Origin of the sequence: Streptomyces sp. NPDC101132 (assembly GCF_044759225.1) — a bacterium.
In the GTDB taxonomy this organism is placed as follows: domain Bacteria; phylum Actinomycetota; class Actinomycetes; order Streptomycetales; family Streptomycetaceae; genus Streptomyces.
The window spans coordinates 51219-74061 of the sequence record NZ_JBIVYX010000003.1 but is presented as its reverse complement, the minus strand read 5'-3'; the positions used below and the strand labels follow the sequence as shown (position 1 = coordinate 74061).

The following is a 22843-nucleotide window of genomic DNA, read 5'->3' as shown; positions in this document are numbered from 1 at the left end:
GGACGGCGATCCGCCGCCGTCGGCTGTCACCGCCATCTGATTAGATGCGTGGTGGATGGCCGCGTCAGGGGGGCACGGCCGGACGGTTGAGAGCGATACGGAGTGACTTCCCAGATGTCTGAAGCGATGACCGACACCATCGAGGCGCGTCCGGCGGGGGCCGAGGGTCACGGGCGTCACCGCGGCGGCGCCGCCGCGTGCGAGGACTCGGCGGCACCGACCCACGGCCGCCACCGCCGCCTGTCTCCCGCGGAGGAGCAGGCCGCGTAACGAGGCCGCAGGGCCGACGGCACGTACGAGAGGGCCCGGGAGCACCGCTCCCGGGCCCTCTGCCGTGCGGCGGGGCGGCCGGCCCCGCGCAGCGGTCACGCCTTCTTCAGGCCCAGTACCTCCGGTGCCGCGAAGGTCTCGTTGGCCGGCCGGGCGGCGTAGTGCGGGGTGAGCAGCTCGTCCAGTTCCTCGAAGGAGAAGGACTCCTTCGAGGTGTCGAACTTCGCCGCCACCTTCGGGCGTTCCATGACCACCACGATGCCGCCGTGGACCACGAACAGCTGGCCGTTGGCGCGGGCGGAGGCGGGCGAGGCCAGGTAGCCGACGAGCGGCGCCACGTGCTCGGGTGCCAGCGGGTCCAGCCTGCCCTCCTCCGGCACCTCGAAGCCGGCGAAGACGTCCTCGGTCATGCGGGTGCGGGCGCGGGGGCAGATGGCGTTGGCCGTCACCCCGTACTTCGCCAGCGCCAGGGCGGTGGACGTGGTCAGGCCGACGATGCCGCCCTTGGCCGCCGCGTAGTTGGGCTGACCCGCGGAGCCGCCGAGGAAGGCCTCGGAGGAGGTGTTGACGATGCGCCCGTAGACCGGCCCGCCGGCCGCCTTGGAGCGCTCGCGCCAGTGGGCGGCCGCGAAGTGGGTGGTGTTGAAGTGCCCCTTGAGGTGGACCCGGATCACCGAGTCCCACTCCTCCTCCGACATCGAGAAGATCATCCGGTCGCGCAGGATGCCCGCGTTGTTGACCAGGACGTCGAGCTTGCCGAAGGTGTCGACCGCCAGCGCGACCAGCTCGCGCGCCTGCTCGAAGTCGGCCACGTCCCCGAGGTGCGCCACGGCCTGACCGCCCGCGGCCCGGATCTCGGCGACGACCTCCTCGGCGGGGGCGGCCGAGGCCTCGCCCGAGCCGTCGCGGCCGGGCTGGCCGAAGTCGTTGACGACCACGCTCGCGCCGAGCCGGGCGAGTTCGATCGCCTCGGCCCTTCCGAGCCCGCGGCCGGCGCCCGTGACGATCGCGGACAGGCCCTCAAGTGGCAGTGACATCAAGGTCCCCTTCAGAGTTCGATGCAGGTGCGCAGCGCCACGCCCGTGCGCATCTGGTCGAGGGCGTCGTTGATCTCGGGCAGCTGGACCCGGTGGGTGATCAGGCTCTCCAGGTCCACGCGCCCGGCCCGCCAGAGCGCGATGGTCCGCTCGTAGGAGCGCAGCACGTCCCCGCCGCCGTACATGGAGGGCAGGATCCGCTTCTCGTCGAAGAACAGCGAGAACATGTTGATCTGGAAGTTGTCGTCCAGGGCGCCCGCGCCGACGATGCAGACGGTGCCGCCGCGCCGGGTCATCTGGTACGCGGTCTGGGCGGTGGCGGACTTGCCGACCACCTCGAAGACGTAGTCGAAGCCCTCGCCGGCGGTGATCCGGTTCTTGGCGTCGTCGAAGGCCGCCGGGTCGACGGCCTCGGTGGCGCCGAAGCGCAGGGCGGCGTCCCGCCGTGACGCGACGGGGTCGACGGCGATGATCTGCGCGGCGCCCTGGACCTTGGCGCCCTGGATCACGGAGATGCCGACGCCGCCGCAGCCGATGACGGCCACCGAGGACCCGGCGGTCACCTGGGCGGTGTTGATCGCGGCGCCGAGGCCCGTGGTGACCCCGCAGCCGATCAGGGCGGCGATGTCGAAGGGCAGGTCGTCCGGGATCGGGATGGCGCAGGAGGCCGGTACGACCATCTCCTCGGCGAAGGTGCCGGTGCCGGCGAAGCCGAAGACGTCCCCGGTGCCGCGGCGGAAGTTGGGCGTGGCGACGTTGCCGAAGCTGGCCAGGCAGAGGTGGCCCTGGCCGCGCTTGCAGGCCGGACAGACGCCGCACGGCGGCAGCCAGCAGACCAGGACCCGGTCGCCGACCTGGTGTCCGGTGACCCCGTCGCCGACGTCGGTGATCACCCCGGAGCCCTCGTGGCCGGGGATGAACGGCGCGGGCTGGGGCAGTACCCCGCTCATCGCGGAGAGGTCGGAGTGGCACAGGCCGGTGGCCTTGATCTTGATGCGGACCTTGCCGGGGCCGAAGCCCACGGCCTCCATGTCCTCGACGACCTCGAGCTTGTCCTGGCCGATCTCGCTCTGCAGTGCTGCGCGCACGGTGCGGCTCCTTCTGGCTGGCGCTTGCGGGGCTGTACGGCGGTACGGCGGTACGGCGGTACGGCTGTTGCCGCCCGGTGCGCGTGCCCGGCTCACCCGGGCCCGGTCCACGCGCGCCCGGCCGGCACGTACGGGGTTACGCGTGCTCGACGACCGTGTCGGCGAGCACCGGCGCGTCGTCCCGGTCGACGGCCGTCACCGCCACCTGGATCCGGCCGGGCTCGCGCCACATCCGGATGCGCAGGGTCTCGCCGGGGAAGACGATCCCGGCGAAGCGGGTGCGGTACGAGCGGACGCGGGAGACGTCGCCGTCGAGCAGGGTGTCCACCACGGCCTTGAGGGTCATGCCGTACGAGCACAGGCCGTGGAGGATCGGCTTGTCGAAGCCCGCCATCTTGGCGAACTCGGGGTCCGCGTGCAGGGGGTTCCAGTCGCCGGAGAGGCGGTAGAGCAGCGCCTGCTCCTCGCGGATCGTGCGCTCCACGGTCCGCTCGGGCTCGCGTGCGGGCGGTTCGAGGCGCTCGGAGGGGCCGCGGTCGCCGCCGAAGCCGCCCTCCCCGCGCACGAAGATCGACGCGTCGCTGGTCCAGAGCGGGCCGTCGGCGTCGGCGACCTCGGAGCGGAGCACGATGACGGCCGCCTTGCCCTTGTCGTAGACCGCGGCGACCTTGGAGCTGGAGCGGGCCTCTCCCTTGACCGGGATCGGCCGGTGGAGCGTGATGGTGTGTCCGCCGTGCAGGACGGCGGCCAGGTTGACCTGGATGCCGGGGGCGCCGAGGCCGCCGAGCATGGCCATCCCGGCGCCGGCGACGGTGGCGAAGCTGGGCAGGACGTGGAGCTTGGACTCCAGGGTGTAGCGCAGCTCGTCGGGGTCGTTGGCCGGGATGCCCGCGCCGAGCCCGAGGTGGTACAGCTGGATGTCCTTGTGGTCCCAGCTGAGCTCACTCTCGCGGGGGTCGGCGGCGAGGGCCTTTGCGGCGTCGATCGGCATCGGCTGCTTGCTCCTTTGTTGGAAGACCTCGGTGCGGCCGTCCGCACCGTCGGCCGCACCGAGGTCGCTTGCGGACCGGCCTGGCGTGCTGCCCCGTCGTGGATCCGGGGACAGATCTAGAACGCGTTCTAGGCCGGTGGCCCCTATGTATAACGCACCCCCCAGGAGTTGTGAAGACTCCTGACCGCACGTCAGATCCCGCTTCGGGGAGCGGAGACGGGGGTACGGCCCTACGCTGGTCGGATGGACGAAATGCCCCGGAATTTCCGTACCGCACGCTCGCTGCGCGTGCTGCTGGCCCCGGCCGACCGGGCCCTCGCGGTCCTGCTGGGAATGGAACCGGACATCGATGTGGTGGCCCAGGTCCGCCCCGGGGACGACCTCGCGGCCGCCGCGATCATGTGCCGCCCCGAAGTGGCCCTGGTGGACGAGGTGTCGGCGGTCTCGGCGGTGCTCGCCGAGGTCCCGGAGTGCCGGGTCCTGGTCCTGGCCACGTCCGCCCACCCGGGACTGGCCGGCCGTTCCCTCGCCGCGGGCGCGGCGGGCCTGGTCCTCCGCGACGGCCCGGTCCCGGACCTCGCGGAGGCCGTCCGCCGCGCCTCGACGGGCGAAACGGTGGTCGACCCGGCCCTGGCGGACCCAGCGGGCGCGTAGTACGCGGCCGCCCTGCGCGGCGTCGGTCAGCCGCGGGGCCGACGCAGGTCCGGGAACGCGAACGAGAACACCGTCCTCCCGTCCGCGTCGCGTTCCTCGAAGGCAGCGAGGTCCCGCCCCGCGGGGTTCCAGGCGACGACGTAGGTGCGGCCCCAGAGCCCGGGAACGTCGACGACCGGGACGGCGGGCAGCAGGCCGTCCCGGAGGGTGAGCCGTCCGGTCGCGGCCGTGGGCGTGGGGCGGCCCAGCCAGACGTTCAGCCCCGCCACGCCGGTGTCCTCGGCCGTCAGCAGTCGGAAGCCGCTGCGCTCCCCCCGCTTTCCGAGCAACCGGAGCTCCGGGGCGGCCGGGCAGGAGAACCAGGGGCCCTTCGCCCCGGCCACGCCCGGGGCGACCCCGGCACCCACGGGGCGCGTGGAGAGCCGCATGCGGCAGGCGGGACGGTCTCCGCGCGCGCCGGCCGCCTCCGCGCGGACCTCCAGTGACCAGCTGGTTCCGTCGACGACGCCCGTGCCGACGACGGTCCCCTCGGGGGCGGGCAGCGTGGCCGGGGGGCGCGGCGAGGCCGCACCGGAGTTCTCCCGTTGCGGCAGGACGGGCCCGGCACACAGCAGGGCGACGCCCGCGGTCAGCAACACGGCGAGGGCTCCGCCACGCACCGCGGACCTGCGCCTCTTGCGGGCTGCCGCCCCCTCGCGGATCCGGTCCAGTGGCACGGCTGACGGCTTCGGCATGCACGCCACGGCCGAGAGCAGCTTCGCCACCTCGGAGTCGGCGGTCTCCCGGGGTCGGCGACGGTCGTCGTGGTCCACGGCTCAGGCTCCTTCCTCTTCGGTGCGGGAGGACCGGAACAGGGCCGGCAGCAGCGGGCTGGTGCGGAGTCTCGCCAGGGCCCGGGACGCCTGGCTCTTCACCGTACCGACCGAGCAGTCCAGGACCCGGGCCGTCTCCTCCTCCGTCAGGTCCTCCCAGAACCGCAGAACCAACACCGCACGCTGGCGGGGCGCGAGGGTGTCGAGCAGCGTGAGCATCGCGTCACGCTCCTCCACTTCCCCGCCCGGCGGCGCCGGCGCGGCCTCCTCGGGAAGGCGAGGGACCAGCAGCTGGGTGATGGTGCGGCGGCGCAGGCGGCTGCGATGGGTGTTCACCAGGGCCCGGCGCACGTAGGCGTCGAGGGACTCCGCGCGGATGCGGTGCCAGCGGCCGTGCACCTTGATCAGCGTCGTCTGCACCAGGTCCTCGGCCTCGTGAAAGTCTCCGGTCAGCAGGAACGCGATCCGCACCAGCCGCTCCCAGCGGGCCGCCGCGAACTCGTCGAACCCGCCGGGTCCTTCGTCCCCCTGCGTGACGGTCCCGGGAACCCCGGCTCCGGGCACGGCGGCCTCCCGTGCCGCGGGCACGCCGGACTCCGGGACGCACGGAGCCGGCTTGCCGCCGCCCGCCCGGCGGCCGGGCACCCGCACGGCACCCGCGTCGGTCAGGATCACATGAACTCCCTCGAACGTGGCAGCTACGACAGCGTCTTCACCTGCTCATACTCCGGCCGGGCCCGCCGGGGTTGCCTCTCGCCGGGATCGGAATGCGGTGCGGTGCGGAGGCAACCCCGCGGCGCCCGGGCGGAGTAGTCCCGTTCGAGGAGAGGCCGAGGACGCCTCCCCGTCCCGTACGGAAGGGATCGGACACCCATGTCACGACGGAACACCCGGCCGCAGTACGCCCCACCCGGCGCGGCGCCCCGGCGGCCGGGAGCCGGCCGCTTCGCCCGCCTCCTGGGACGGCTGCTGCCCGCCGTCGCCGCCGTGCTCGTCGGCGTCGCCGTCGCCCCGCTGCTCTCCGCACCGCCCGCCCGGGCGGCGGTGCCCGGCGGCTACGGCGAACGCCGGCTCGACGAGATCACCCTGCTCGACAGCCACAACGGCTTCTCCAACGGCCATGACGGCATCGACTTCGCGCGCAACCAGACCGTGTCCCTGCGCGACCAGGTGCAGAAGTTCCAGGTGCGGGGCACCGAGCTCGACATCTACCCGAGCGGTGAGAAGGTCAGGCTGTGCCACGGCGACTGCCGGGGCGGCTCCCGGGACGTGACCCTCGCCCTGAACGAGATCGTCACGATGCTGAACGAGAACCGGGGCGAGGTCTTCGTCATCCGGTTCGAGGACTACGTCAAGGACGAGGCCCTGCTGGCGGAGGTGCTGCGGTACGTCCCGGGCCTGACCGACCTGACCTTCCGGCCGGACTCGGACCAGTGGAAGGTCCGCGAGCGCGGCTGGCCCAAGGTGAAGGACATGGTGAGGGCCAACAAGCGCCTGCTGATGTTCAGCGACGTGGAGGGCCGCGCCGACATCGGCCTGCCCTTCATCGGCGACTACATCGTCCAGAACCACTACGAGGGGCTGGCCTGCCGGGACCGGGGCGGCTACTCGAAGCCGATGAACACCCCCCTGCGGAACCGGTTCCAGCCGCTGCTGCTGATCAACCAGTTCCACGACGGGGACGACGAGACCAACGTCTACGAGAACATCCGGGACCGGATCGGCAACTGCACGCACGTGGCGGGCGGCCGCGTCCCCAACATCATCTCCTTCGACGACGTGCAGAGCCAGAACGAGGGCCCGCGCAGGTTCGTGCAGAGCCTCAACAACGCCCCCTCCTGGTCCCCCGACGGCGGCCGGCTGTGCCTGGACACCGATCAGGGCGGCACCGCGAACGGCACCAAGGTCCAGATGTGGACCTGCAACTGGTCGACTCCCCAGGCATGGCGCCGTGTCCCGCACGCGGACGGCTTCGAGCTGCGCGCCCTCGGCAAGTGCCTGGACGTCTCCGCGGCGGACGGGCTGGGTGTCCGGCTGTGGGACTGCAACGGCAGCACCCACCAGCGCTGGTCCCACCGGAACGGCGCCCTGGTGAACCACGCCGTGAACAAGTGCCTCGTGCCGCACGAGCGCCGGTTCACGGAGGGGCAGCCGGTCGTCGTCTGGGCCTGTGACGGAGGCGGTCAGCGCTGGGACTGGCGCCTGCGCTGACCCACCGCGGGCCTGACCGGGCTCGGGCGCCCCGACGGGACCCGGTCAGGCCCCCGCCCCTACGACCGCCGCAGCACCGTCACCACCGCCGCGCCGCCGAGGCCGATGTTGTGGGCCAGGCCCACCCGCGCACCGGCCACCTGGCGCGGCCCCGCCTCGCCCCGCAGCTGCCAGACCAGCTCCGCGGCCTGCGCCAGCCCCGTCGCGCCCAGCGGGTGGCCCTTGGAGATCAGGCCGCCCGAGGGGTTCACCACCCACCGGCCGCCGTACGTCGTCGCGCCCGACTCGACCAGCTCCCCGGACTTGCCCTCCCCGCACATCCCCAGCGCCTCGTACGTCAGCAGCTCGTTCACCGAGAAGCAGTCGTGCAGTTCGACCACGTCCACGTCCTCGATGCCGAGCCCGGACCGCTCGTACGCCTGCCGGGCCGCGGCCTCGGTCATCGGCCGGCCGACCACGTCGATGCACGAGCCGGAGTCGAACGAGGCGGCCGTGTCCGTGGTCATCGCCTGCCCAGCGATCTCCACCGCCTTGCCGTGCAGCCCGTGTTCGACCACGAACCGCTCCGAGACGACCAGCGCCGCCGCGGCCCCGTCCGAGGTCGGGGAGCACTGGAGCTTGGTCAGCGGCCGGTGGATCTCCTTCGCGGCCAGGATCTCTTCGACCGTGTAGACGTCCTGGAACTGGGCGTTGGGGTTGTTCGCCGAATGCCGGTGGTTCTTCGCGCCGACCGCCGCGAGCTGCGCCTCGGTCGTCCCGTACCGGTCCATGTGCTCGCGCGCCGCGTTGCCGAAGATCTGCGCGGTGGGCGGGGACATCTCGAAGCCGTGCCCGGCCGCCATGATCCCGTAGTGCCTGGCCACGGGCGAGGTCTTGAAGTCGCCCCCGTCGGCGCCGCCCCCGAGCGCGCCCTTCTTCATCTTCTCGAAGCCCAGCGCCAGCACGCAGTCGCCGATCCCGCCCTCGACGAACTGCCGGGCCATCATCAGCGCCGTCGAGCCGGTCGCGCAGTTGTTGTTCACGTTGTAGACCGGGACCCCGCTCAGCCCCAGCTCGTACGCGGCCCGCTGGCCGGCGGTCGACGCCTGGAAGCAGTACCCGACGGGCACCTGCTGCACCCGGTCGTACCCGATCCCCGCGTCCGCGAGCGCCGCGGATCCGGCCTCCTTCGCCATGTCCCAGTACTGCCAGTCCCGCGACTCGGGCTTCTCGAACTTCGTCATCCCGACACCGACGATGTACGCCTTCATTTACGTGACTCCTAGTCCCTTAGTCCCTGGGGAGGCCGAGGATCCGCTCGGCGACGACGTTCAGCTGGACCTGGGTGGTGCCCCCGGCGATGGTCAGGCAGCGGGACATGAGCATCCCGTGCACCGCCCGCTCCCCCGCCCCCTCGCACACCGCGCCGGCCGGCCCCAGCAGCTCCAGCGCCAGCTCGGCGGTCCGCTGCTGGTGGGGCGTCTGGACGAGCTTGCGGACGGAGGCACCCGCGCCCGGCTCCAGGCCGGACACCTGCTGGAGCGTGGTGCGCAGCCCGATGCAGGCCAGGGCGTGCGCCTCGGCGGCCAGCGCGCCGATCCGGGCCCGGTACGCGCCGTCCAGCTCGCCGGCGCGCGAGATCAGCGCCTCCAGGCCGACGTCGAAGGTCATCTGGTCGGCCATGTGGACGCGTTCGTTGCCGAGGGTGTTGCGGGCGACCCGCCACCCGTCGTCCACCCGGCCGACCACCGCGTCGGCCGGGAGAAGCACGTCGTCGAAGTACACCTCGTTGAAGAGGGCCTCGCCGGTGATCTCCTTCAGGGGTCTGACGTCGATGCCGACGGTGTTCTTCATGTCGACGACGAAGTAGCTCAGGCCCTTGTGCTTGGGCGCGTCCGGGTTGGTGCGGGCGAGCAGGATGCCGTAGTCGGCGGTGTGCGCGGAGCTGGTCCACACCTTCTGCCCGTTGACCTTCCAGCCCTCCTCGACCCGCTCGGCCCGGGTGCGCAGCGAGGCGAGGTCGGAGCCGGCGCCCGGCTCGGAGAAGAGCTGGCACCAGGACAGCTCGCCGCGGAGCGTCGGCAGCAGGAACCGCTCCTGCTGCTCGGGCGTCCCGTACGCGATCAGGGAGGGCACGACCCAGGTGGCGATCCCGAGGTCGCTCAGGCGCACCCCCGCCTCCCGCATCTCCTGCTGCACGGCGAGCTGCTGGACCGGCCCGGCACCCAGCCCGTGGGGGGCGGGCAGGTACGGGGCCGCGTACCCGGTGGGCGCGAGGACCCGGCGTACGGCGGCCGGGTCGAGGCCGCGCACGTCCGCCACCACCTCGCGCGCCGCCGCCCGGTACGCCTCCGCCTCGGCCGGCAGCTCCAGCCGCAGCTCCCGGCGCGCACCCGCGGCGGCCAGCCGCACGGCCCGCGTCCGGTGCCCGTCCCCGGGCCCCAGCAACTGGCGGGCGACCAGCGCCCGGCGCAGGAAGACGTGGGCGTCGTGCTCCCAGGTGAAGCCGATGCCGCCGAGCACCTGGATGCAGTCCTTGGCGCACGAGTACGCGGCGTCGAGCGCGGTGCCGGCGGCCAGGGCGGCCACCAGGCCGCGCACCGGCTCCGCCTCGCCGGCCGCGGAGGCCGCGTCCCAGGCCAGCGCGCGGGCCTGCTCCACCCGGACGAGCAGGTCCGCGCACAGGTGCTTGATCCCCTGGAACTGCCCGATGGGGCGCCCGAACTGCTCCCGCACCTTGGCGTACTCGGTGGCGGTGTGCAGCGCCCAGGCCGCCGTCCCGCAGGCGTCGGCCGCGAACAGCACGCAGGCCAGGTCCCGCACCAGGGCCGAATCCAGGGCGAGCAGCCGCCCCGCGGGAACCTCCACCCCGTGGGCGGACACCTCGGCGGTGGGCCGCGTCGGATCGGCCGACTCGTGGACCCGTACGTCGAGGGAGGCCGCGTCCACGGCGAACCAGAGGGTGCCGTGTGCCGCCTCGGCGGCCAGCAGCACCAGATCGGCCTCGCCGGCGCCGAGGACGGGGGGCGCGGTACCGTCGAGCAGGTGCCCGCCGCCCTCGACGGCCACGGCCGTCATGGCCCCGGCGCCCAGCGCCACGGCCCCGATCCGGGTGCCGGCGGCCAGTTCCCCGGCGAGCACGGCGTGCCCGGCCCGGTCCAGGAGTACGGAGGCCAGCGCGCTCGGCAGGAAGGGCCCGGGCAGCGCCCCGCGCGCGGCCTCCTCCACCACGACGGCCAGATCGAGCAGGGTGCCGCCCTCAAGGTGCGGGGCGAGCAGGCCCTGGGCGGCGAGGCCGTCCCAGTAGGCGGGTCTGTCGCGCGGGCCGGGCGGCGCGTCGAGCAGCTTCCGCACCTCTTCCGGAGGCACGTTCCGCCCCACCCAGCCGCGCACGGCCTCGGCCAACTCCCGCTGCTCTTGCGTGATTCCGATGCCCATGCGCGGCAGAGTAGAACACGTTTCATTCTGACGGAAGGTCAGATGGGGGGAGTCTGGGAGGGGGGAGGGCGCGGGCGGGTGGGTGAGGGTGGTGAGCCTTTCGGCGGCGGCCGAAACCATCGCGGGGGCCGCCGTGCGCGACGGAGCATCGGGGCACCGGAGGCCGAGGGGGCCTCCGGCCCACACCTCACGAGGGGGGACCCTGTTGTTCACGAACCTGCGCCGCACGGCGGTCGGCGCCGTCGCCGCCGCGACCCTGGCCGTCACCGCGCTCGCCGCGTCGCCGTCGGCGTCCGCGGCCGAGTGGGACTGTCCGACCTACCGCGTCTGCGTCTGGAACAACTCCTCGTTCAGCGGCTCGCCGACGTGGAGCTCGGAGGGCTCGATGTACGGCCTGTGGTCGGGCAACGGCATGTCGATCAAGAACAACGGCCGGTACCACCACGGGTTGGACCACGTGTACTGGACCGGCCACAACCGCTACGGAACCATCTCCGGCTGCCTGCACTTCCCGCCGGACAAGTCCGCGACCACCATCGGTGGAACCTTCTGGCTCGACTCGGTGACGTGGGGCCCGGAGTGCCCGTCCTGATGCGGCGGGCGGGTGAGGCCGGCACCTGCTGAGACGGTCTGAGGTGGTGGCCGGACGGCGGGCCACCACCTGGGCCGGTGTCGGGGAGGCGGACGTGTCCGGGGCGACCTCCCAGGCCCGTCGGTACCGGGTGCGTGGGGCGGGGTCGGGGTCCGGCCCCGCCCCACGGGGCGACGCGTCAGCGTCCATGGGCCAGCCGGCGGGCTCGGCGACTTCCGGGCCGCCCATGGCCCCTCACAAGCCGCCCACGATCGCTACGCGCTTCTCTGGTCACGGCGGCAGGCGGCCGTCTTGGGCCGGGAGGAGACGGGGGCGGGGATGACCTGGATCCCGTGTCCATGTGCCGCAACCGGCGGGCGGGACGGACCCGGCGCCGCGTCACGCACCCGGTACGGGGGGCGTCAGTAGAGGGTGATCGTGAAGCGCCTCACGACCTTGGGGGTCGTGGCGATCGTGTCGGAGTGGACCGAGCCGCGGGCCTTCTCGAAGTCCCCGGTGCCGCCGGTGATCGCGCTGTCGAAGGGACCCTGGTCGAGGTAGTTGAAGTACACCCCCTGCGTGGTGAGCTGGCCGCCCGGGAGGACGTAGGTCACGAGGCACTGCTCCGCCTCATCGGCGCCGCCCCGGGTGGTGACGCAGGAGCCGTGGGTCTCGCCGACCTTCTTGTGCTCCTCGTCGAAGAGGTCCGAGCGGACGACGACCGAGTCGCCCTGCGAGACGACGCCGGGGGTGGTGCTGACGGGGAAGCGGGTCACCTGCGCCACCTCGGCCAGGACCGTGATGGTCCGGCCCCGGTCGCCGCCCTGGGCGGAACCGGTGTCCGTCGCGGCGGACGCGACGGGGGTGCAGGCGAGGAGGGTGGCCAGCGTGGCCGTGCAGAGGCGGGCTGCTCTGATGGGGCGCATGGTGCGACTCCTGGGGTGGGTGTTCGGGGGATGGCCGGATGGCCCGATGGCGAACTGCCATCCGATTCCGTTCGATTCCCCTTCATAACCCCGCCTCCGCGGCCTCGCGGGGCACCCCAGGCACGAACCACCGGCACATCCAACCGGTCGGACCAAAGCCGGGCGGTGGGGCTCGGCACGACGCCGAACGGCAGTTCCAGGCGGTGCCGGGTCAGTGCGGCATCGCGAACAGCACCGCGTCCGCGATCTTCTCGGCCTCGCCCCTGCAACTGTCCGCCGGGTGTTCCGGCTCGCTGAGTCTGATCGTCACCGTCAGGTTTCCGTCGCGCAGGTCCAGGCGGCAGCCCGTGCCGGTGTCCGACCACGCGGCGCCCCAGTACGCCTCCTCACCCGGTCCGGGGCCGGCCGTGCCCCCGACCTTCTTCACGGTGTCCGCCAGCGCCGCCTTCGCGGCCGCCGCCCCCGGGGCGAGCCCGGCCGTCGCGCTCGGCTGGGGTCCGGTCGCCGACGTGCCGGGGCCGTACAGCCACCAGCTCACGTACGCGTGTTCCTCGTCCTCGGTGCTGCCGTACACACAGCCGCCGTAATCCGACCTCACGACCTTGCTGCCGAGGTCGTGCTTCTCCTGCCGGTCCGCCGTCGGCAGCGGCAGGTCGTCCACCATCTCCTCGCAGGTCGGCACGATCGCGTACACGTCGCCCTTCGGACCTTCCTCCGCCTCGGGCCACAGGGTGTACACGATCCCGGCGATCAGGCCCGCCACGACCAGCACGGACGCCGCCACCAGCAGCCGCAGGATCCGGCGCCGTACGGGGTCATCACCGGCAGCGGCGACGGCATCGACCGCGGTGGCGGCCACCGTGGGCTCCCCCCACGCCCCGGTCCCGCCCGCCACGGGCCGGCTCGCCAGGTCGAGGACGGTCCGCTCCGGCGCCCCCAGCACCCGCTCGACCTCCGCCTGCTGCTCGGCGATCAGCCCGCGCACCGCGTCCGGCCACTGCCCGCCGCCCCCGGGCGCCACCGGCCCGAGCAGCTCCAGCAGCCGCGCCGGGTCCGGCCGGTCGGCCGGGTCCTTGGCCAGACAGGCCGCGACCAGCTCCCGCAGCCCGCCCGGCACGTCCGACAGGTCCGGCTCGGCGTGCACCAGGTCGTACAGCGTCATGAGGGTGGACTCCCGGGCGAAGGGACTCCGCCCGGTGGCCGCCATGGCGAGCACCGATCCGAACGAGAAGACGTCGCTCGCCGCCGTCAGTTCCTTCGCCTCCGCCTGCTCCGGCGACATGAAGGCGGGCGAGCCGACGACCACCCCGCTCTCCGTCAGCTCGGTGGCCCCGGCGCCCTCGGCGGCCCGGGCGATGCCGAAGTCGATGACGCGTACGCCGTCCTCGGCGATCAGCACGTTGTCCGGCTTGAGGTCCCGGTGCACCAGCCCGGCCCGGTGGATCTCCACCAGGGCGGTCGCCAGCCCCGCTGCGATCCGCCGTACGGTCTCCTCCGGCAGCGGGCCGGTCCGGTCGACGACCGTGCCGAGCGAGGGCCCGGTCACGAACACCGAGGCCAGCCAGGGCGTCTCCGCCTCGGTGTCGGCGTCGGTCACGGCGGCCGTGAAGGCCCCGGACACCCGCCGCGAGGCGGCGACCTCGCGCCGGAACCGGGCCCGGAACTCCTCGTCCGACGCGATCCGCGCGTGCACCTGCTTGACCGCGGCCAGCCGCCCGTCCGGCCCGGCCCCCAGCAGCACCCGCCCCATGCCGCCGCGCCCGAGCTCGGCGAGCAGCCGGTACGGACCCACCGCGACCGGATCGGCCGCCCTGAGCTCCCTCACTTCTTCTCCACGATCTTGATGGCGGCCCGGGCCGCCTTCACGGCCTCCGCCTCGCAGGCCTCCTGCCCGGCGTACCCGGGCCCGCTCACCCCGACCGTCACGCGCAGGTTCACGTCCCGAAGCGACAGGCGGCAGGTGTCGGTGTTGTCGGCCGTCGGGGGGAGCCACTGCGCCTCGTCGGCGAAGTCGAGGTCGGCATCGCGCCGGGTCGCGCCCTCCGGCAGGTCCGCCTCGTAGTTCTGGTGGGCGCTCTCCGAGCCCGTCCCGAAGGCCGGGGAGGTCTTGCGCACCAGCCAGCCGACCTCGATGCGGTCGCCGTTGGCCCGCTTCCACGTGCACGTTCCGGGGTGCACGATCTCCGCCGCGTTCAGGATGACCCCGTCGAAGTCGGCCACCTCGAACCCGGACGGCATCGGGATCTCCTCGCGGATGGCGTAACAGGTCCTCGCCCGCGCCTGGTACACGTCGTCGACCCGGGACAGCGGCGCGCCGTCCGGGAAGGCCACGTAGTACAGCCACACGACGCCCGGCCGGCCGATGGTCGCGAAGTACAGGGCGACCAGCGCGGCGGTCGTCAGAACCACCCGCGGCCACATCCGCTTCCCCCGGGGCGGCGGCGTTCCGGGCGCCACGGCGGACGGCAGGGCGGTGGTCAGCTGCTCCACCTCGGTCCGCTGGCCGGCGATCAGTCCCGCCACGACCCCCGGCCAGGGCCGGGCCGTCGGCGCGACCGGCCCGATCAGGGCGAGCAGCTGCTCCGGGGTGGGCCGCGCGGCCGGGTCCTTCGCGAGGCAGGGCTCGACGACGGCGCGCAGCCCGGCCGGTACGCCGGTCAGGTCGGGCTCGGCGTGCACGATCTCGTGCAGCAGGCGGGGTACGGACTCGGCGGCGAACGGCGGCCGCCCGGTCGCGGCCGCGACCAGCGTGGACCCGAGGGCGAACACGTCGGCGGCCGGCGTGACCTCCCGCCCCAGGGCCTGCTCGGGGGCCATGAACGACGGCGAGCCGATCAGCGACCCGGTGTGCGTGATCCGGGTGGCGCCCTCCACGGCGCGCGCGATGCCGAAGTCGATGACGCGTACGCCGTCCTCCGCGAGCAGCACGTTGGAGGGCTTCAGGTCCCGGTGCACCAGGCCCGCGCGGTGGATGTCGGCGAGCGCGGTGGCCAGCCCGGCCGCGAGTCGCCGTACGGCGTCCTCGGGCAGGGTCCCGCCGCAGGCGTCCAGGGCGTCGCTCAGCGGGGGCCCGGGCACGAAGACGGAGGCCAGCCAGGGCGTCTCGGCGTCCGGATCGGCGTCGAGCACGGGCGCGGTACAGGCGCCGGACACCTTCCGGGAGGCGTCCACCTCCCGCCGGAACCGGGCTCGGAAGCCGTCCTCGTCGGCGTACTCGGCGTGGATCTGCTTGACGGCCACCAGTCGGCCGTCGGGGGCGGCCCCGAGCAGGACCCGCCCCATCCCCCCTTGCCCCAGCTCGGCGAGCAGCCGGTAGGCACCAACTGCCGCCGGGCCGGGCCCTGTTATCGGTCGCATGCCCCCGTTTTACCCCCAGCCTCTGTCAGAGGCTGGAGACGAAGGCGGCGAAGGCGGCGGTTCCCACGGTGAAGGCGGGGCCTTCGGGGTTCTCGGAGTCCCGGATGGCGACGAGTTCGCTGTGCGCGGCGACCTCTACGCACTGCCCGCCGGTGTCGGAGCTGTATGAGGACTTCTGCCACGCGGCGGCGCCGAGGGGGGCGCACTCAACGCAGTCGCCTCCGGTGCCTCCGCTGTACGAAGACTTACGCCAGTTCGCGCCCGTCAGGTCCCGGATGGTCTCCATAGCGCTCCTCCATTACGCGGGCGATCAGCTCTGCCGAACGCTCCACGGAGAGCGCGGCAGCCTGGAGGTGATCGTAGCGGTGCACGCAGTCCCGGACCGTTTCCGGGTTTGCGGTCACATTGGCCGATCCATAGCTCTCTGCGTAGACGACGTCCGGGTCAGATTCGAACCGCAGGACGTTGAACGCGCCTACTGTTGCCGGATGTTGACCAGCCCCAAACGGAAGGACCTGCACGCGCACTTCACGTCGATCCTGAAATGCCAACAGGTGGAGAAGTTGGTTTCGCATGACTTCCGGACCGCCGAACGACCGGTGTAGCACTGCCTCGTCCAGCACCACCCACACCAGCGGAGGGTGGCACCTAGTCAGGATTCGCTGCCGCTCAAGCCTTGCGGCCACCGCATCATCGAGGCTGTCCGCCCAGCCAGCCTTGAGGACCGCACGGGCATAACCCTCGGTCTGCAGTAGGCCGTACACCAACTGAGCCTGGAAGGAGGAGATATAGGCGGCCCGCGCCTCCATCTCCGCATACGCCTGGAACCAAGTGGGCAACTGGCTCCGCAGTACCAGCCCCACCAACCGCGAGAAGAACCCACCCGTCCCCAAGGCGGCATCCACCCGCTCCGAGAAGTCCCGGGTAGGCACCTTCTTCGCGGTCTCGATCTGGCCGATCAGCGAGGCCGTGCAGAACACGATGGACCCCAACTGCCCCTGCTTCAGCCCCGCGTCCTCCCTAAGCCGCCGCAGCTCCGACCCGTAGTAGTCCAGCGGCGAGGCGCTGGGATCGAGGTCGCGGATGTTGACCATGAGGCGGTCACCCCCAAGCTCACGCCGCGTGGCGTTCGGTTCAGGCCGTAGCCGAGCGTAACCACCTCTCCACACGCTGGTGGCATGAATCACGCAACTGACGCCCCACCGACGGAATCCGGCGGCAACTACCGCATGGACTTCACCGTCGGTGAGCACTCGGCCGGTCACATGCGCCGCATCCTGCGCCTGTTCCTCACACGTTGGGAGCTGCCCGAGCTGGCCGACTCCGCCGAGCTGGCGCTGACCGAGCTGGTCGCCAACGTCGTCCGGCACGTGCCGGACCGGAACTGCGCCGTGCTGATCCTGCGGCGGCCGGAGGGGCTGCGCATCGAGGTCTCCGACGGGGACCCGCGCCCCGCCCGCCCCCTCGTCCCGTACGACGAGGCGGCGGCCGAGCACGGCCGGGGGCTGCGGATCGTGGAGGCCGTCACCGACCGGTGGGGGTCGGAGGCCGGCCCCAGCGGCAAGACGGTGTGGTTCGAGTGCGACGGCAAGCCGGCGGGGCTGACTACCCCTCCCCCGCCCCCGCGTGCGTCCGGCACCACTCCGTCAAGGGCCGCAGGGCCCGCCACGACGTGCGCACCCGCTTGAGGGCCTCCCTGCTCCCGACCCAGGGGTCCGGGGGCCAGCCGCGGTGGGCGTAGAGGCTGCGGTGGCGGAGGAGGTCGAGGCGGGGGTGGTCGGCGGCCACGCCGCGCGGCCGGGTCTTGAGCCGGTCGCCCGCCAGCTCGAACCCGGCCTTCGACAGCTTGGCGAGGACGGCCTCCAGCTCCTTGCCCGGCGCGTCGGCGTCCACGGCGGCGCGGTAGCGCGTGAGCTGCTCGCCGGTCGGGCTGTGCAGTCCGGCGGCGACCAGGAGGCCGTCGGCGTCGACGGCGACGTAGAAGCCCTGGGAGGTGTGGGCGCCCTGCTGGGTCTTGTAGGGCGACTTGTCGTGCGAGAAGCGGACGTCGCGGTACGGGCGGAAGACCTTCGCCGGGCCGAACTCCGCTTCGAGCTCGGCGGCGAGCGCGAGCATCGGCTCGCGGACGGCCGTCTCGTACGTCTCCTTGTGCGCCGACCAGAACTCCTTGGAGTTGTCGGCGGCCAGCCCTTCGTAGAAGGCGAACGCCTCCGGGGGGAAGCCGGTGAAGCGCGAGGTGCCCGTGGGGGCCCTGGAACCCGTGGAAGCCATGCCGCCAGTACACACCGGCGGCGCCCGGCCCGCAGCCCGCCCCGCGGCCCCGGGCCGGGCCCGCCCCAGCCCGACCGGGACCCCGCCCTCCCTGCCTTACCGGGCGGTAGGGCAGCATGGGCCGCCACGACGGCACACGCGGCGGCACCGGCCGGGCGGGGCCGTACCCGCCCGCCCCAGCCGCACCCCCGAACCCCGCCAGGAGGCACCATGGCCACGGCCCCCAAGCCCGAGATCCTCGCCGCCTTCGAGGCGGCCAAGGGCTTCATGCCGGCCGGGGAGGGCCTGGCCCTGTACGAGGCGGCCGCCGAGGCCGCGACGCTGGGCCTCCCGCTCCTTGAGGTCGGCACGTACTGCGGGCGCTCGACCATCCTGCTGGCCGACGTGGCCCGGGAGCACGGCCTGACCGCGCTCACCGTCGACCACCACCGCGGCAGCGAGGAGCAGCAGCCGGGCTGGGAGTACCACGACCCGACCGTCGTGGACCCGGAGCTCGGGGTCATGGACACGCTGCCGACCTTCCGCCGCACCCTGCACAAGGCGGGCCTGGAGGACCACGTGGTCGCGCTCGTCGGCCGGTCCCCGCAGATCGCGAAGGTCTGGGGCACCCCGCTCGGCTTCGTGTTCATCGACGGCGGGCACACCGACGAGCACGCGACCGGCGACTACGAGGGCTGGGCCCCGCACGTGGCCGAGGGCGGCACGCTCGTCATCCACGACGTGTTCCCGGACCCGGCGGACGGCGGCCAGGCGCCGTACCGGATCTACCTGCGGGCCCTGGAGTCCGGCGCCTTCACCGAGGTCTCCGTGACGGACTCGCTGCGCGTCCTGCGCCGCACCGGCCCGGGAATCTGACCCGAACCGCCACCCAACAGACCAGAAGTCACACAATCGGACTTACTGACGGCGCGTCCCCCGGCAGGACCGGGGGCACCCGCTCCGCCCCGCACTAGGCTGCGCCCCGTGCCGTACGACGACAGCCCCCCGCCCCCGGAGTCCGCGTCCTCCGTCGACCCGGACCGCCGCCCCTTCTTCGCACGCCGCGCCACCCTGGTCGTGGCCGCCGCCGCGCTGGCGCCGGCCTGCCTCGCGGGCTGGGTGCTGGTGAACGTACTCACCGGGAACGGCGGCGCCCCCCGGACGCCCGCCCCGCTCGCCGGGCAGCAGCCGCACACCAACGACGCCAAGCCGAACGCGCACGGCACCCCGTCCGCGTCCACGGCGGCCGGCGGCCCCGTGGAGACCCCGGCCCAGGACGCCGGCGACCCCACCCCGCCCCCCGGCGAGCCGACCGGGGCCCCCAGCCCCCGCCCCCGCGGGCCGCTCGCCGGGAAGACGGTGGTCGTGGACCCCGGGCACAACACCGGCAACTTCCAGCACTCCCGTGAGATCAACCAGAAGGTCGACATCGGCACGGGCCGCAAGGAGTGCGACACCACCGGCACCACCACGAACTCCGGCTACAAGGAGGCCGAGTTCACCCTCGACGTGGCCAAGCGGCTGCGGAAGGTGCTGGAGGACCAGGGCGCCACGGTCGTCCTCACCCACACCGCGGACCGGCCCTTCGGCCCCTGCATCGACGAGCGGGCGCGGATCGGCAACGAGGCGGCGGCCGACGCCGTGGTCTCCGTCCACGCGGACGGCGTCTCGGCCGGCAACCGCGGCTTCCACGTGATCCTGCCGGCCCGGGTCAGCGGCGGGGCCGCGGACACCTCGGCCATCGTCGGCCCCTCCCGCGACCTCGGCACCCGCATCGCGGGCAACTTCGCCCGGACCACCGGTCTCGGTCCTTCCAACTACGTCGGCGGCGGCACCGGCCTGGTGGTCCGCGACGACCTCGGCGGCCTCAACCTGTCGAAGCGGCCCAAGGTGTTCATCGAATGCGGCAACATGCGTGACGCCAAGGACGCGGCGCTGCTGATGAGCCAGGACTGGCGGCAGAAGGCGGCGCAGGGCATCGCGGACGGCATCGTCGGCTTCCTCGGCGGGTAGGGCTGGAACGGAGCCGTCCGAGTCCCGGCCTTCTCGACCCGGGAGCCACCGGGCCCGGGTGGCATCCGTACGATGGTGCCCGCCCGCCCCGGACCTGACCGCACCCTCACACGCGGCCGTGGCACCACGAGACGACCGAGACCGAGAAGGACATCCAAGTGAACATCCGCTCCCTCACTCGAGGCGACGGCGTGGTGATCGGAGCAGCGGTGCTGCTGTTCATCGCCTCGTTCCTCGACTTCTACTCCGTCGACTGCGGGGCGGTTTCCGACCGCTTCTGTGCCGCGGTCGACCTGCCGAGCGCATGGGACACCGACCGGCTCGGGATCGTCCTCCCGGCCGTCTTCCTGACCGGGCTGATCGGAGCGGGCCTGATCGTCGCGGGCCGTGCGGTGCCGAACGCGCCGAAGTTCGCGGGGCTCTCCCTGGAGAACTGGGGCACGGTGCTGGCCGTGGCCGCGCTGTGGTCCTCGCTGTGGGCGCTGCTGGTCGGCAACGCGGACCTCGGCGCGGGTGCGGTGATCGCCTTCGTCGGCAACCTGGCGCTCGCCGGTGTCGCCGTCTTCGGCGCGCAGGTCCCGGCCCTCAAGGGCGCTCTGCTGCCGGCCCCTTCGGCGCAGCCGGCCCAGCCGTTCGGCGGCCAGCCGGGCCAGCAGGGCGGGTACGGCTACCCGGGCCAGCCTTCGTACGGCGGCCAGGGCGCCCCGTACGGCGGTCAGCCCGGCCCGGAGCAGCACCAGGCGGGCCCGGCCGGTGACCCGCACGGCGGCGCGCAGCACGGTGCCCCGCAGGACCAGGGCGTGGGCCAGGGCCAGCAGCAGGCGCCGGCGGCCGAGTTCGCGGCCTTCTGGTTCGCGGTACCGGTCGCGCGGCCGCTGTTCGCGGAGGACGGTTCGCCGACCCAGATCTCCGAACTCACCCCCGGGAACTGGTACCTGGCCGTCGACCAGCGCGGTGCCTCACTCGTGGCGCAGACGCAGGACGGCCGCCGCGGCGTCCTCCAGGACACCTCCGGCATCCTGCGCGGCTGATCCGCGGCGCGCAGCCTCCAACGGCCGACGGCCCCCCGCCCTTCCGGGTGGGGGGCCGTTGCCCTACAGTCCGCTGACGACCCGTCAGATAGATGGCCAGGGACGGGCCGGATCCGGCTACGCGGAGGGGACGGACAGCTCATGCGCCTCGGACTCGCACTCGGCTACTGGGGGCGCGGCCCCAGCCCCGCCCACCTCGACCTGGCCGTCGAGGCCGAGCGGCTCGGCTACGACTCGGTCTGGACCGCCGAGGCCTGGGGGTCGGACGCCTTCACCCCGCTGACCTGGATCGCCGCCCACACCTCGCGGATCCGGCTGGGCACGGCCATCGCGCAGATGGCGGCCCGCACCCCCACGGCCACCGCGATGCACGCCCTCACCCTGGACCACCTCTCCGGGGGCCGGATGGTGCTCGGGCTCGGCCTGTCCGGGCCGCAGGTGGTGGAGGGGTGGTACGGGCGGCCCTTCCCGCGCAGCCCGCTGACCGCCACCCGCGAGTACGTGGACGTGATCCGGCAGGTGCTGCGCAGGGAGGCGCCGGTCGCCCTGGACGGCCGCTTCCACACCCACCCGTACGCCGGTCAGGACGGCACCGGCCTCGGCAAGCCCCTGAAGCCCATCACCCACCCGCTGCGGGCGGACCTGCCGGTCCTGCTGGGCGCCGAGGGGCCGAAGAACATCGCCCAGACCACCCGCATCGCGGACGGCTGGCTCCCCCTCTACTGGTCGCCCACCCGCACGGACGCCTACCGGGCCTCCCTCACCGACCTGCCCGAGGGCTTCATGATCGCCCCGATGGCCCGGGCCAGGGTGTGCGACGACGTGGCGGAGGGGCTGCTGCCGGTGAAGGCGATGCTGGGCTTCTACATCGGAGGCATGGGCCACGCGGCACACAACTTCCACGCCGACCTGATGGCCCGCATGGGGTACGAGGCCGAGGCCCGGCAGATCCAGGAACTGTTCCTGGCCGGCCGCAGGCAGGAGGCGGTGCTCGCCGTACCGGACGCCTTCGCCGACGAGATCTCCCTGGTCGGCCCGCGCGAGCGGATCGCCGAACGCCTGGACCTGTGGCGCAAGGGCCCGGTCACCGACCTCCTGGTCACGGCCCCGGACCCGCACACCCTCCGCGTCCTGGCGGACCTCAACACCTGACCCCGGGGGCCGGGCGTCAGCCGCCGAGTTCCGAGGCGCTCGGGACCTTGTCCTTGACCTCGGCGCCGGCGCTCGCACCCGCCGACTTCACGTTGTCGATGACCTGCTGGAAGCTGGCGATGTCGGCCTCGCCGGCCTCGCCCTTGCGGAGCTTGGTGCCGAGGTCCTTCAGCGATTCGATGCCGGCCGTCAGCGGGGCGACGGCCTTCGACAGCAGCGGGTCGGCCTTGGCGTTGTTCACGGCCGCCTTGAGCCGGTTGTACGTGAACGCGCCCGCCAGGCCCGCCTTGACCAGGGCGAACCTGCGCCCGTCGGCGCCCTCCTTGAACTTGCCCTCGCGGTACGGCTTGATGATCCACTGGTACGTCGCGCCGGCCGCCAGGCCCGCGTTCGCGACGAACCGGGTCTTGGCGAACTTCTGCTCCTCCACGGAGCTCGACGGCGAGACCCCCGCCGCCGCTTCGTCGTCGCCGCCGCACGCGGTCGCCCCCATCAGGAGCGTGCAGGACAGCAGCAGCGCCACGAAGCCGCGGCGGATCGAGGCGGTTCTGGATTCGGGCACGTCGAAACCTCCGGGATCACACGGTGCTCACGGCGCCGCACAGGGGTGCCGCACCACCGGCAGCGTCACCCGCCCGGCCCACCCCCGCCACCCGGCGGGGCCCGGCGTACGGCCGTAAGAGGGGGTTTCGGCCCGGCGGTTGCGGCAATACGCGGCCCATGCCAGCACACACCGCGCAACGCGGAGCCGGCACGACGGCCGCACGGATCGTCGCCGTCGTCGCCGACGTCTTCGCCTTCGTCATCGTCCTGTGGATCGTCTTCTACCTGCTCGGCGCCAACCGGGCCAACGACCTGGTGCAGTGGACGCACGACACCGCCACCTGGCTCGCCGGCTGGTCGTACGACCTGTTCACCTTCGACCGCGAGTGGGCCCGGGTGGTCGCGGGGTACGGCCTCGCCGCCGTCGTGTACCTGCTCGTCGGCCACACCCTGGCCCGCTGGCTGGGCCGCCGTTTCTGATCGGTGCGTCTGCGGAGCCGCGTGGCTGCGGATCCGCGGA

At 73.3% G+C, this 22843-nt stretch carries 24 protein-coding genes; 10 read left to right on the top strand and 14 right to left on the bottom strand.

From position 1 onward, the window contains the following. Window positions 1-114: 114 nt before the first annotated feature. Window positions 115-270 (top strand): hypothetical protein, encoded by a 156-nt coding sequence (locus ACIQUR_RS07920; protein WP_403660078.1) that lies wholly within the window; start codon window positions 115-117, stop codon window positions 268-270. 95 nt (window positions 271-365) lie between these two features. On the opposite strand, the gene ACIQUR_RS07915 is transcribed toward ACIQUR_RS07920, so the two are convergent. The 3 genes from ACIQUR_RS07915 to ACIQUR_RS07905 all read right to left on the bottom strand — a co-directional run bounded on the left by ACIQUR_RS07915 (window position 366) and on the right by ACIQUR_RS07905 (window position 3386). Beyond that, window positions 366-1307, bottom strand: a complete 942-nt coding sequence (locus tag ACIQUR_RS07915) for a 3-oxoacyl-ACP reductase (RefSeq protein ID WP_403660075.1) — start codon at window positions 1305-1307, stop codon at window positions 366-368. Window positions 1308-1318: 11 nt separating this feature from the next. After that, entirely contained in the window at window positions 1319-2395 is a 1077-nt protein-coding gene (locus ACIQUR_RS07910) for a Zn-dependent alcohol dehydrogenase (protein WP_403660072.1), read from the bottom strand. 136 nt (window positions 2396-2531) lie between these two features. Then, on the bottom strand, window positions 2532-3386 hold the full coding sequence (locus ACIQUR_RS07905) for a MaoC/PaaZ C-terminal domain-containing protein (RefSeq protein WP_403660069.1): 855 nt from the start codon (window positions 3384-3386) through the stop codon (window positions 2532-2534). Window positions 3387-3629: 243 nt separating this feature from the next. Between ACIQUR_RS07905 and ACIQUR_RS07900 the strand changes: the two genes are divergently transcribed. Next, the gene (locus tag ACIQUR_RS07900; protein WP_403660066.1) at window positions 3630-4040 is read left to right on the top strand and encodes a DNA-binding response regulator; all 411 of its coding nucleotides are present in this window, start codon (window positions 3630-3632) and stop codon (window positions 4038-4040) included. A gap of 26 nt (window positions 4041-4066) precedes the next feature. On the opposite strand, the gene ACIQUR_RS07895 is transcribed toward ACIQUR_RS07900, so the two are convergent. Both ACIQUR_RS07895 and ACIQUR_RS07890 read right to left on the bottom strand, forming a co-directional pair. Then, window positions 4067-4852, bottom strand: coding sequence for a hypothetical protein (locus tag ACIQUR_RS07895; protein WP_403660063.1), 786 nt, complete (start codon window positions 4850-4852; stop codon window positions 4067-4069). 3 nt (window positions 4853-4855) lie between these two features. Then, window positions 4856-5527, bottom strand: coding sequence for a SigE family RNA polymerase sigma factor (locus ACIQUR_RS07890; RefSeq protein WP_403660060.1), 672 nt, complete (start codon window positions 5525-5527; stop codon window positions 4856-4858). A gap of 198 nt (window positions 5528-5725) precedes the next feature. Between ACIQUR_RS07890 and ACIQUR_RS07885 the strand changes: the two genes are divergently transcribed. Further along, complete coding sequence (locus ACIQUR_RS07885) at window positions 5726-7063, top strand: ricin-type beta-trefoil lectin domain protein (protein ID WP_403660057.1); 1338 nt, start codon at window positions 5726-5728, stop codon at window positions 7061-7063. Window positions 7064-7122: 59 nt separating this feature from the next. Here the strand turns inward: ACIQUR_RS07885 and ACIQUR_RS07880 are convergent, their stop codons facing one another. Together ACIQUR_RS07880 and ACIQUR_RS07875 are read right to left on the bottom strand one after the other, a co-directional pair. Beyond that, on the bottom strand, window positions 7123-8313 hold the full coding sequence (locus tag ACIQUR_RS07880) for a lipid-transfer protein (RefSeq protein ID WP_403660054.1): 1191 nt from the start codon (window positions 8311-8313) through the stop codon (window positions 7123-7125). Between the two features lie 19 nt (window positions 8314-8332). Next, window positions 8333-10480 (bottom strand): acyl-CoA dehydrogenase, encoded by a 2148-nt coding sequence (locus ACIQUR_RS07875; RefSeq protein ID WP_403660051.1) that lies wholly within the window; start codon window positions 10478-10480, stop codon window positions 8333-8335. A 205-nt stretch (window positions 10481-10685) separates the two neighbouring features. On the opposite strand from ACIQUR_RS07875, the gene ACIQUR_RS07870 reads away from it, so the two are divergent. After that, window positions 10686-11072, top strand: coding sequence for a peptidase inhibitor family I36 protein (locus ACIQUR_RS07870; protein WP_403660048.1), 387 nt, complete (start codon window positions 10686-10688; stop codon window positions 11070-11072). A 401-nt stretch (window positions 11073-11473) separates the two neighbouring features. On the opposite strand, the gene ACIQUR_RS07865 is transcribed toward ACIQUR_RS07870, so the two are convergent. From ACIQUR_RS07865 to ACIQUR_RS07845, 5 genes are all read right to left on the bottom strand, one after another. Next, window positions 11474-11977 (bottom strand): hypothetical protein, encoded by a 504-nt coding sequence (locus tag ACIQUR_RS07865; protein WP_403660045.1) that lies wholly within the window; start codon window positions 11975-11977, stop codon window positions 11474-11476. Window positions 11978-12188: 211 nt separating this feature from the next. Beyond that, window positions 12189-13802 (bottom strand): serine/threonine-protein kinase, encoded by a 1614-nt coding sequence (locus ACIQUR_RS07860; RefSeq protein WP_403660042.1) that lies wholly within the window; start codon window positions 13800-13802, stop codon window positions 12189-12191. After that, entirely contained in the window at window positions 13799-15334 is a 1536-nt protein-coding gene (locus tag ACIQUR_RS07855) for a serine/threonine-protein kinase (RefSeq protein WP_403660039.1), read from the bottom strand. The genes ACIQUR_RS07860 and ACIQUR_RS07855 overlap by 4 nt, the downstream gene beginning before the upstream one ends. 25 nt (window positions 15335-15359) lie before the next feature. Further along, complete coding sequence (locus tag ACIQUR_RS07850; protein ID WP_403660036.1) at window positions 15360-15620, bottom strand: DUF397 domain-containing protein; 261 nt, start codon at window positions 15618-15620, stop codon at window positions 15360-15362. After that, entirely contained in the window at window positions 15580-16428 is an 849-nt protein-coding gene (locus ACIQUR_RS07845; protein WP_403660034.1) for a Scr1 family TA system antitoxin-like transcriptional regulator, read from the bottom strand. The genes ACIQUR_RS07850 and ACIQUR_RS07845 overlap by 41 nt, the downstream gene beginning before the upstream one ends. Window positions 16429-16512: 84 nt before the next feature. Here ACIQUR_RS07845 and ACIQUR_RS07840 point away from each other — a divergent pair, with 84 nt between their 5' ends. Continuing rightward, a complete protein-coding gene (locus ACIQUR_RS07840; protein WP_403660031.1) occupies window positions 16513-17022 on the top strand; it encodes an ATP-binding protein in 510 nt (169 codons plus the stop codon). On the opposite strand, the gene ACIQUR_RS07835 is transcribed toward ACIQUR_RS07840, so the two are convergent. Then, window positions 16940-17605: a DUF2461 domain-containing protein gene (locus ACIQUR_RS07835; protein WP_403660028.1), complete on the bottom strand. Its 666-nt coding sequence runs from the start codon at window positions 17603-17605 to the stop codon at window positions 16940-16942. The two genes, ACIQUR_RS07840 and ACIQUR_RS07835, sit on opposite strands and share 83 nt — an antisense overlap. A gap of 210 nt (window positions 17606-17815) precedes the next feature. On the opposite strand from ACIQUR_RS07835, the gene ACIQUR_RS07830 reads away from it, so the two are divergent. The 4 genes from ACIQUR_RS07830 to ACIQUR_RS07815 all read left to right on the top strand — a co-directional run bounded on the left by ACIQUR_RS07830 (window position 17816) and on the right by ACIQUR_RS07815 (window position 21780). After that, window positions 17816-18460 carry a class I SAM-dependent methyltransferase gene (locus ACIQUR_RS07830; RefSeq protein WP_403660025.1) on the top strand — a complete coding sequence of 215 codons (645 nt, stop codon included), beginning with the start codon at window positions 17816-17818 and terminating at the stop codon, window positions 18458-18460. Between the two features lie 108 nt (window positions 18461-18568). Then, complete coding sequence (locus ACIQUR_RS07825; RefSeq protein ID WP_403660021.1) at window positions 18569-19597, top strand: N-acetylmuramoyl-L-alanine amidase; 1029 nt, start codon at window positions 18569-18571, stop codon at window positions 19595-19597. Between the two features lie 158 nt (window positions 19598-19755). Next, window positions 19756-20628 (top strand): hypothetical protein, encoded by an 873-nt coding sequence (locus ACIQUR_RS07820; protein ID WP_403660019.1) that lies wholly within the window; start codon window positions 19756-19758, stop codon window positions 20626-20628. 141 nt (window positions 20629-20769) lie between these two features. After that, window positions 20770-21780, top strand: a complete 1011-nt coding sequence (locus ACIQUR_RS07815) for an LLM class F420-dependent oxidoreductase (protein WP_403660016.1) — start codon at window positions 20770-20772, stop codon at window positions 21778-21780. Window positions 21781-21796: 16 nt separating this feature from the next. Here ACIQUR_RS07815 and ACIQUR_RS07810 read toward each other — a convergent pair whose 3' ends face one another. Further along, window positions 21797-22273 carry a hypothetical protein gene (locus ACIQUR_RS07810; protein ID WP_403661400.1) on the bottom strand — a complete coding sequence of 159 codons (477 nt, stop codon included), beginning with the start codon at window positions 22271-22273 and terminating at the stop codon, window positions 21797-21799. A 227-nt stretch (window positions 22274-22500) separates the two neighbouring features. Here ACIQUR_RS07810 and ACIQUR_RS07805 point away from each other — a divergent pair, with 227 nt between their 5' ends. Continuing rightward, window positions 22501-22803, top strand: coding sequence for a hypothetical protein (locus tag ACIQUR_RS07805; protein WP_403660013.1), 303 nt, complete (start codon window positions 22501-22503; stop codon window positions 22801-22803). The last annotated feature ends 40 nt before the right edge of the window (window positions 22804-22843 follow it).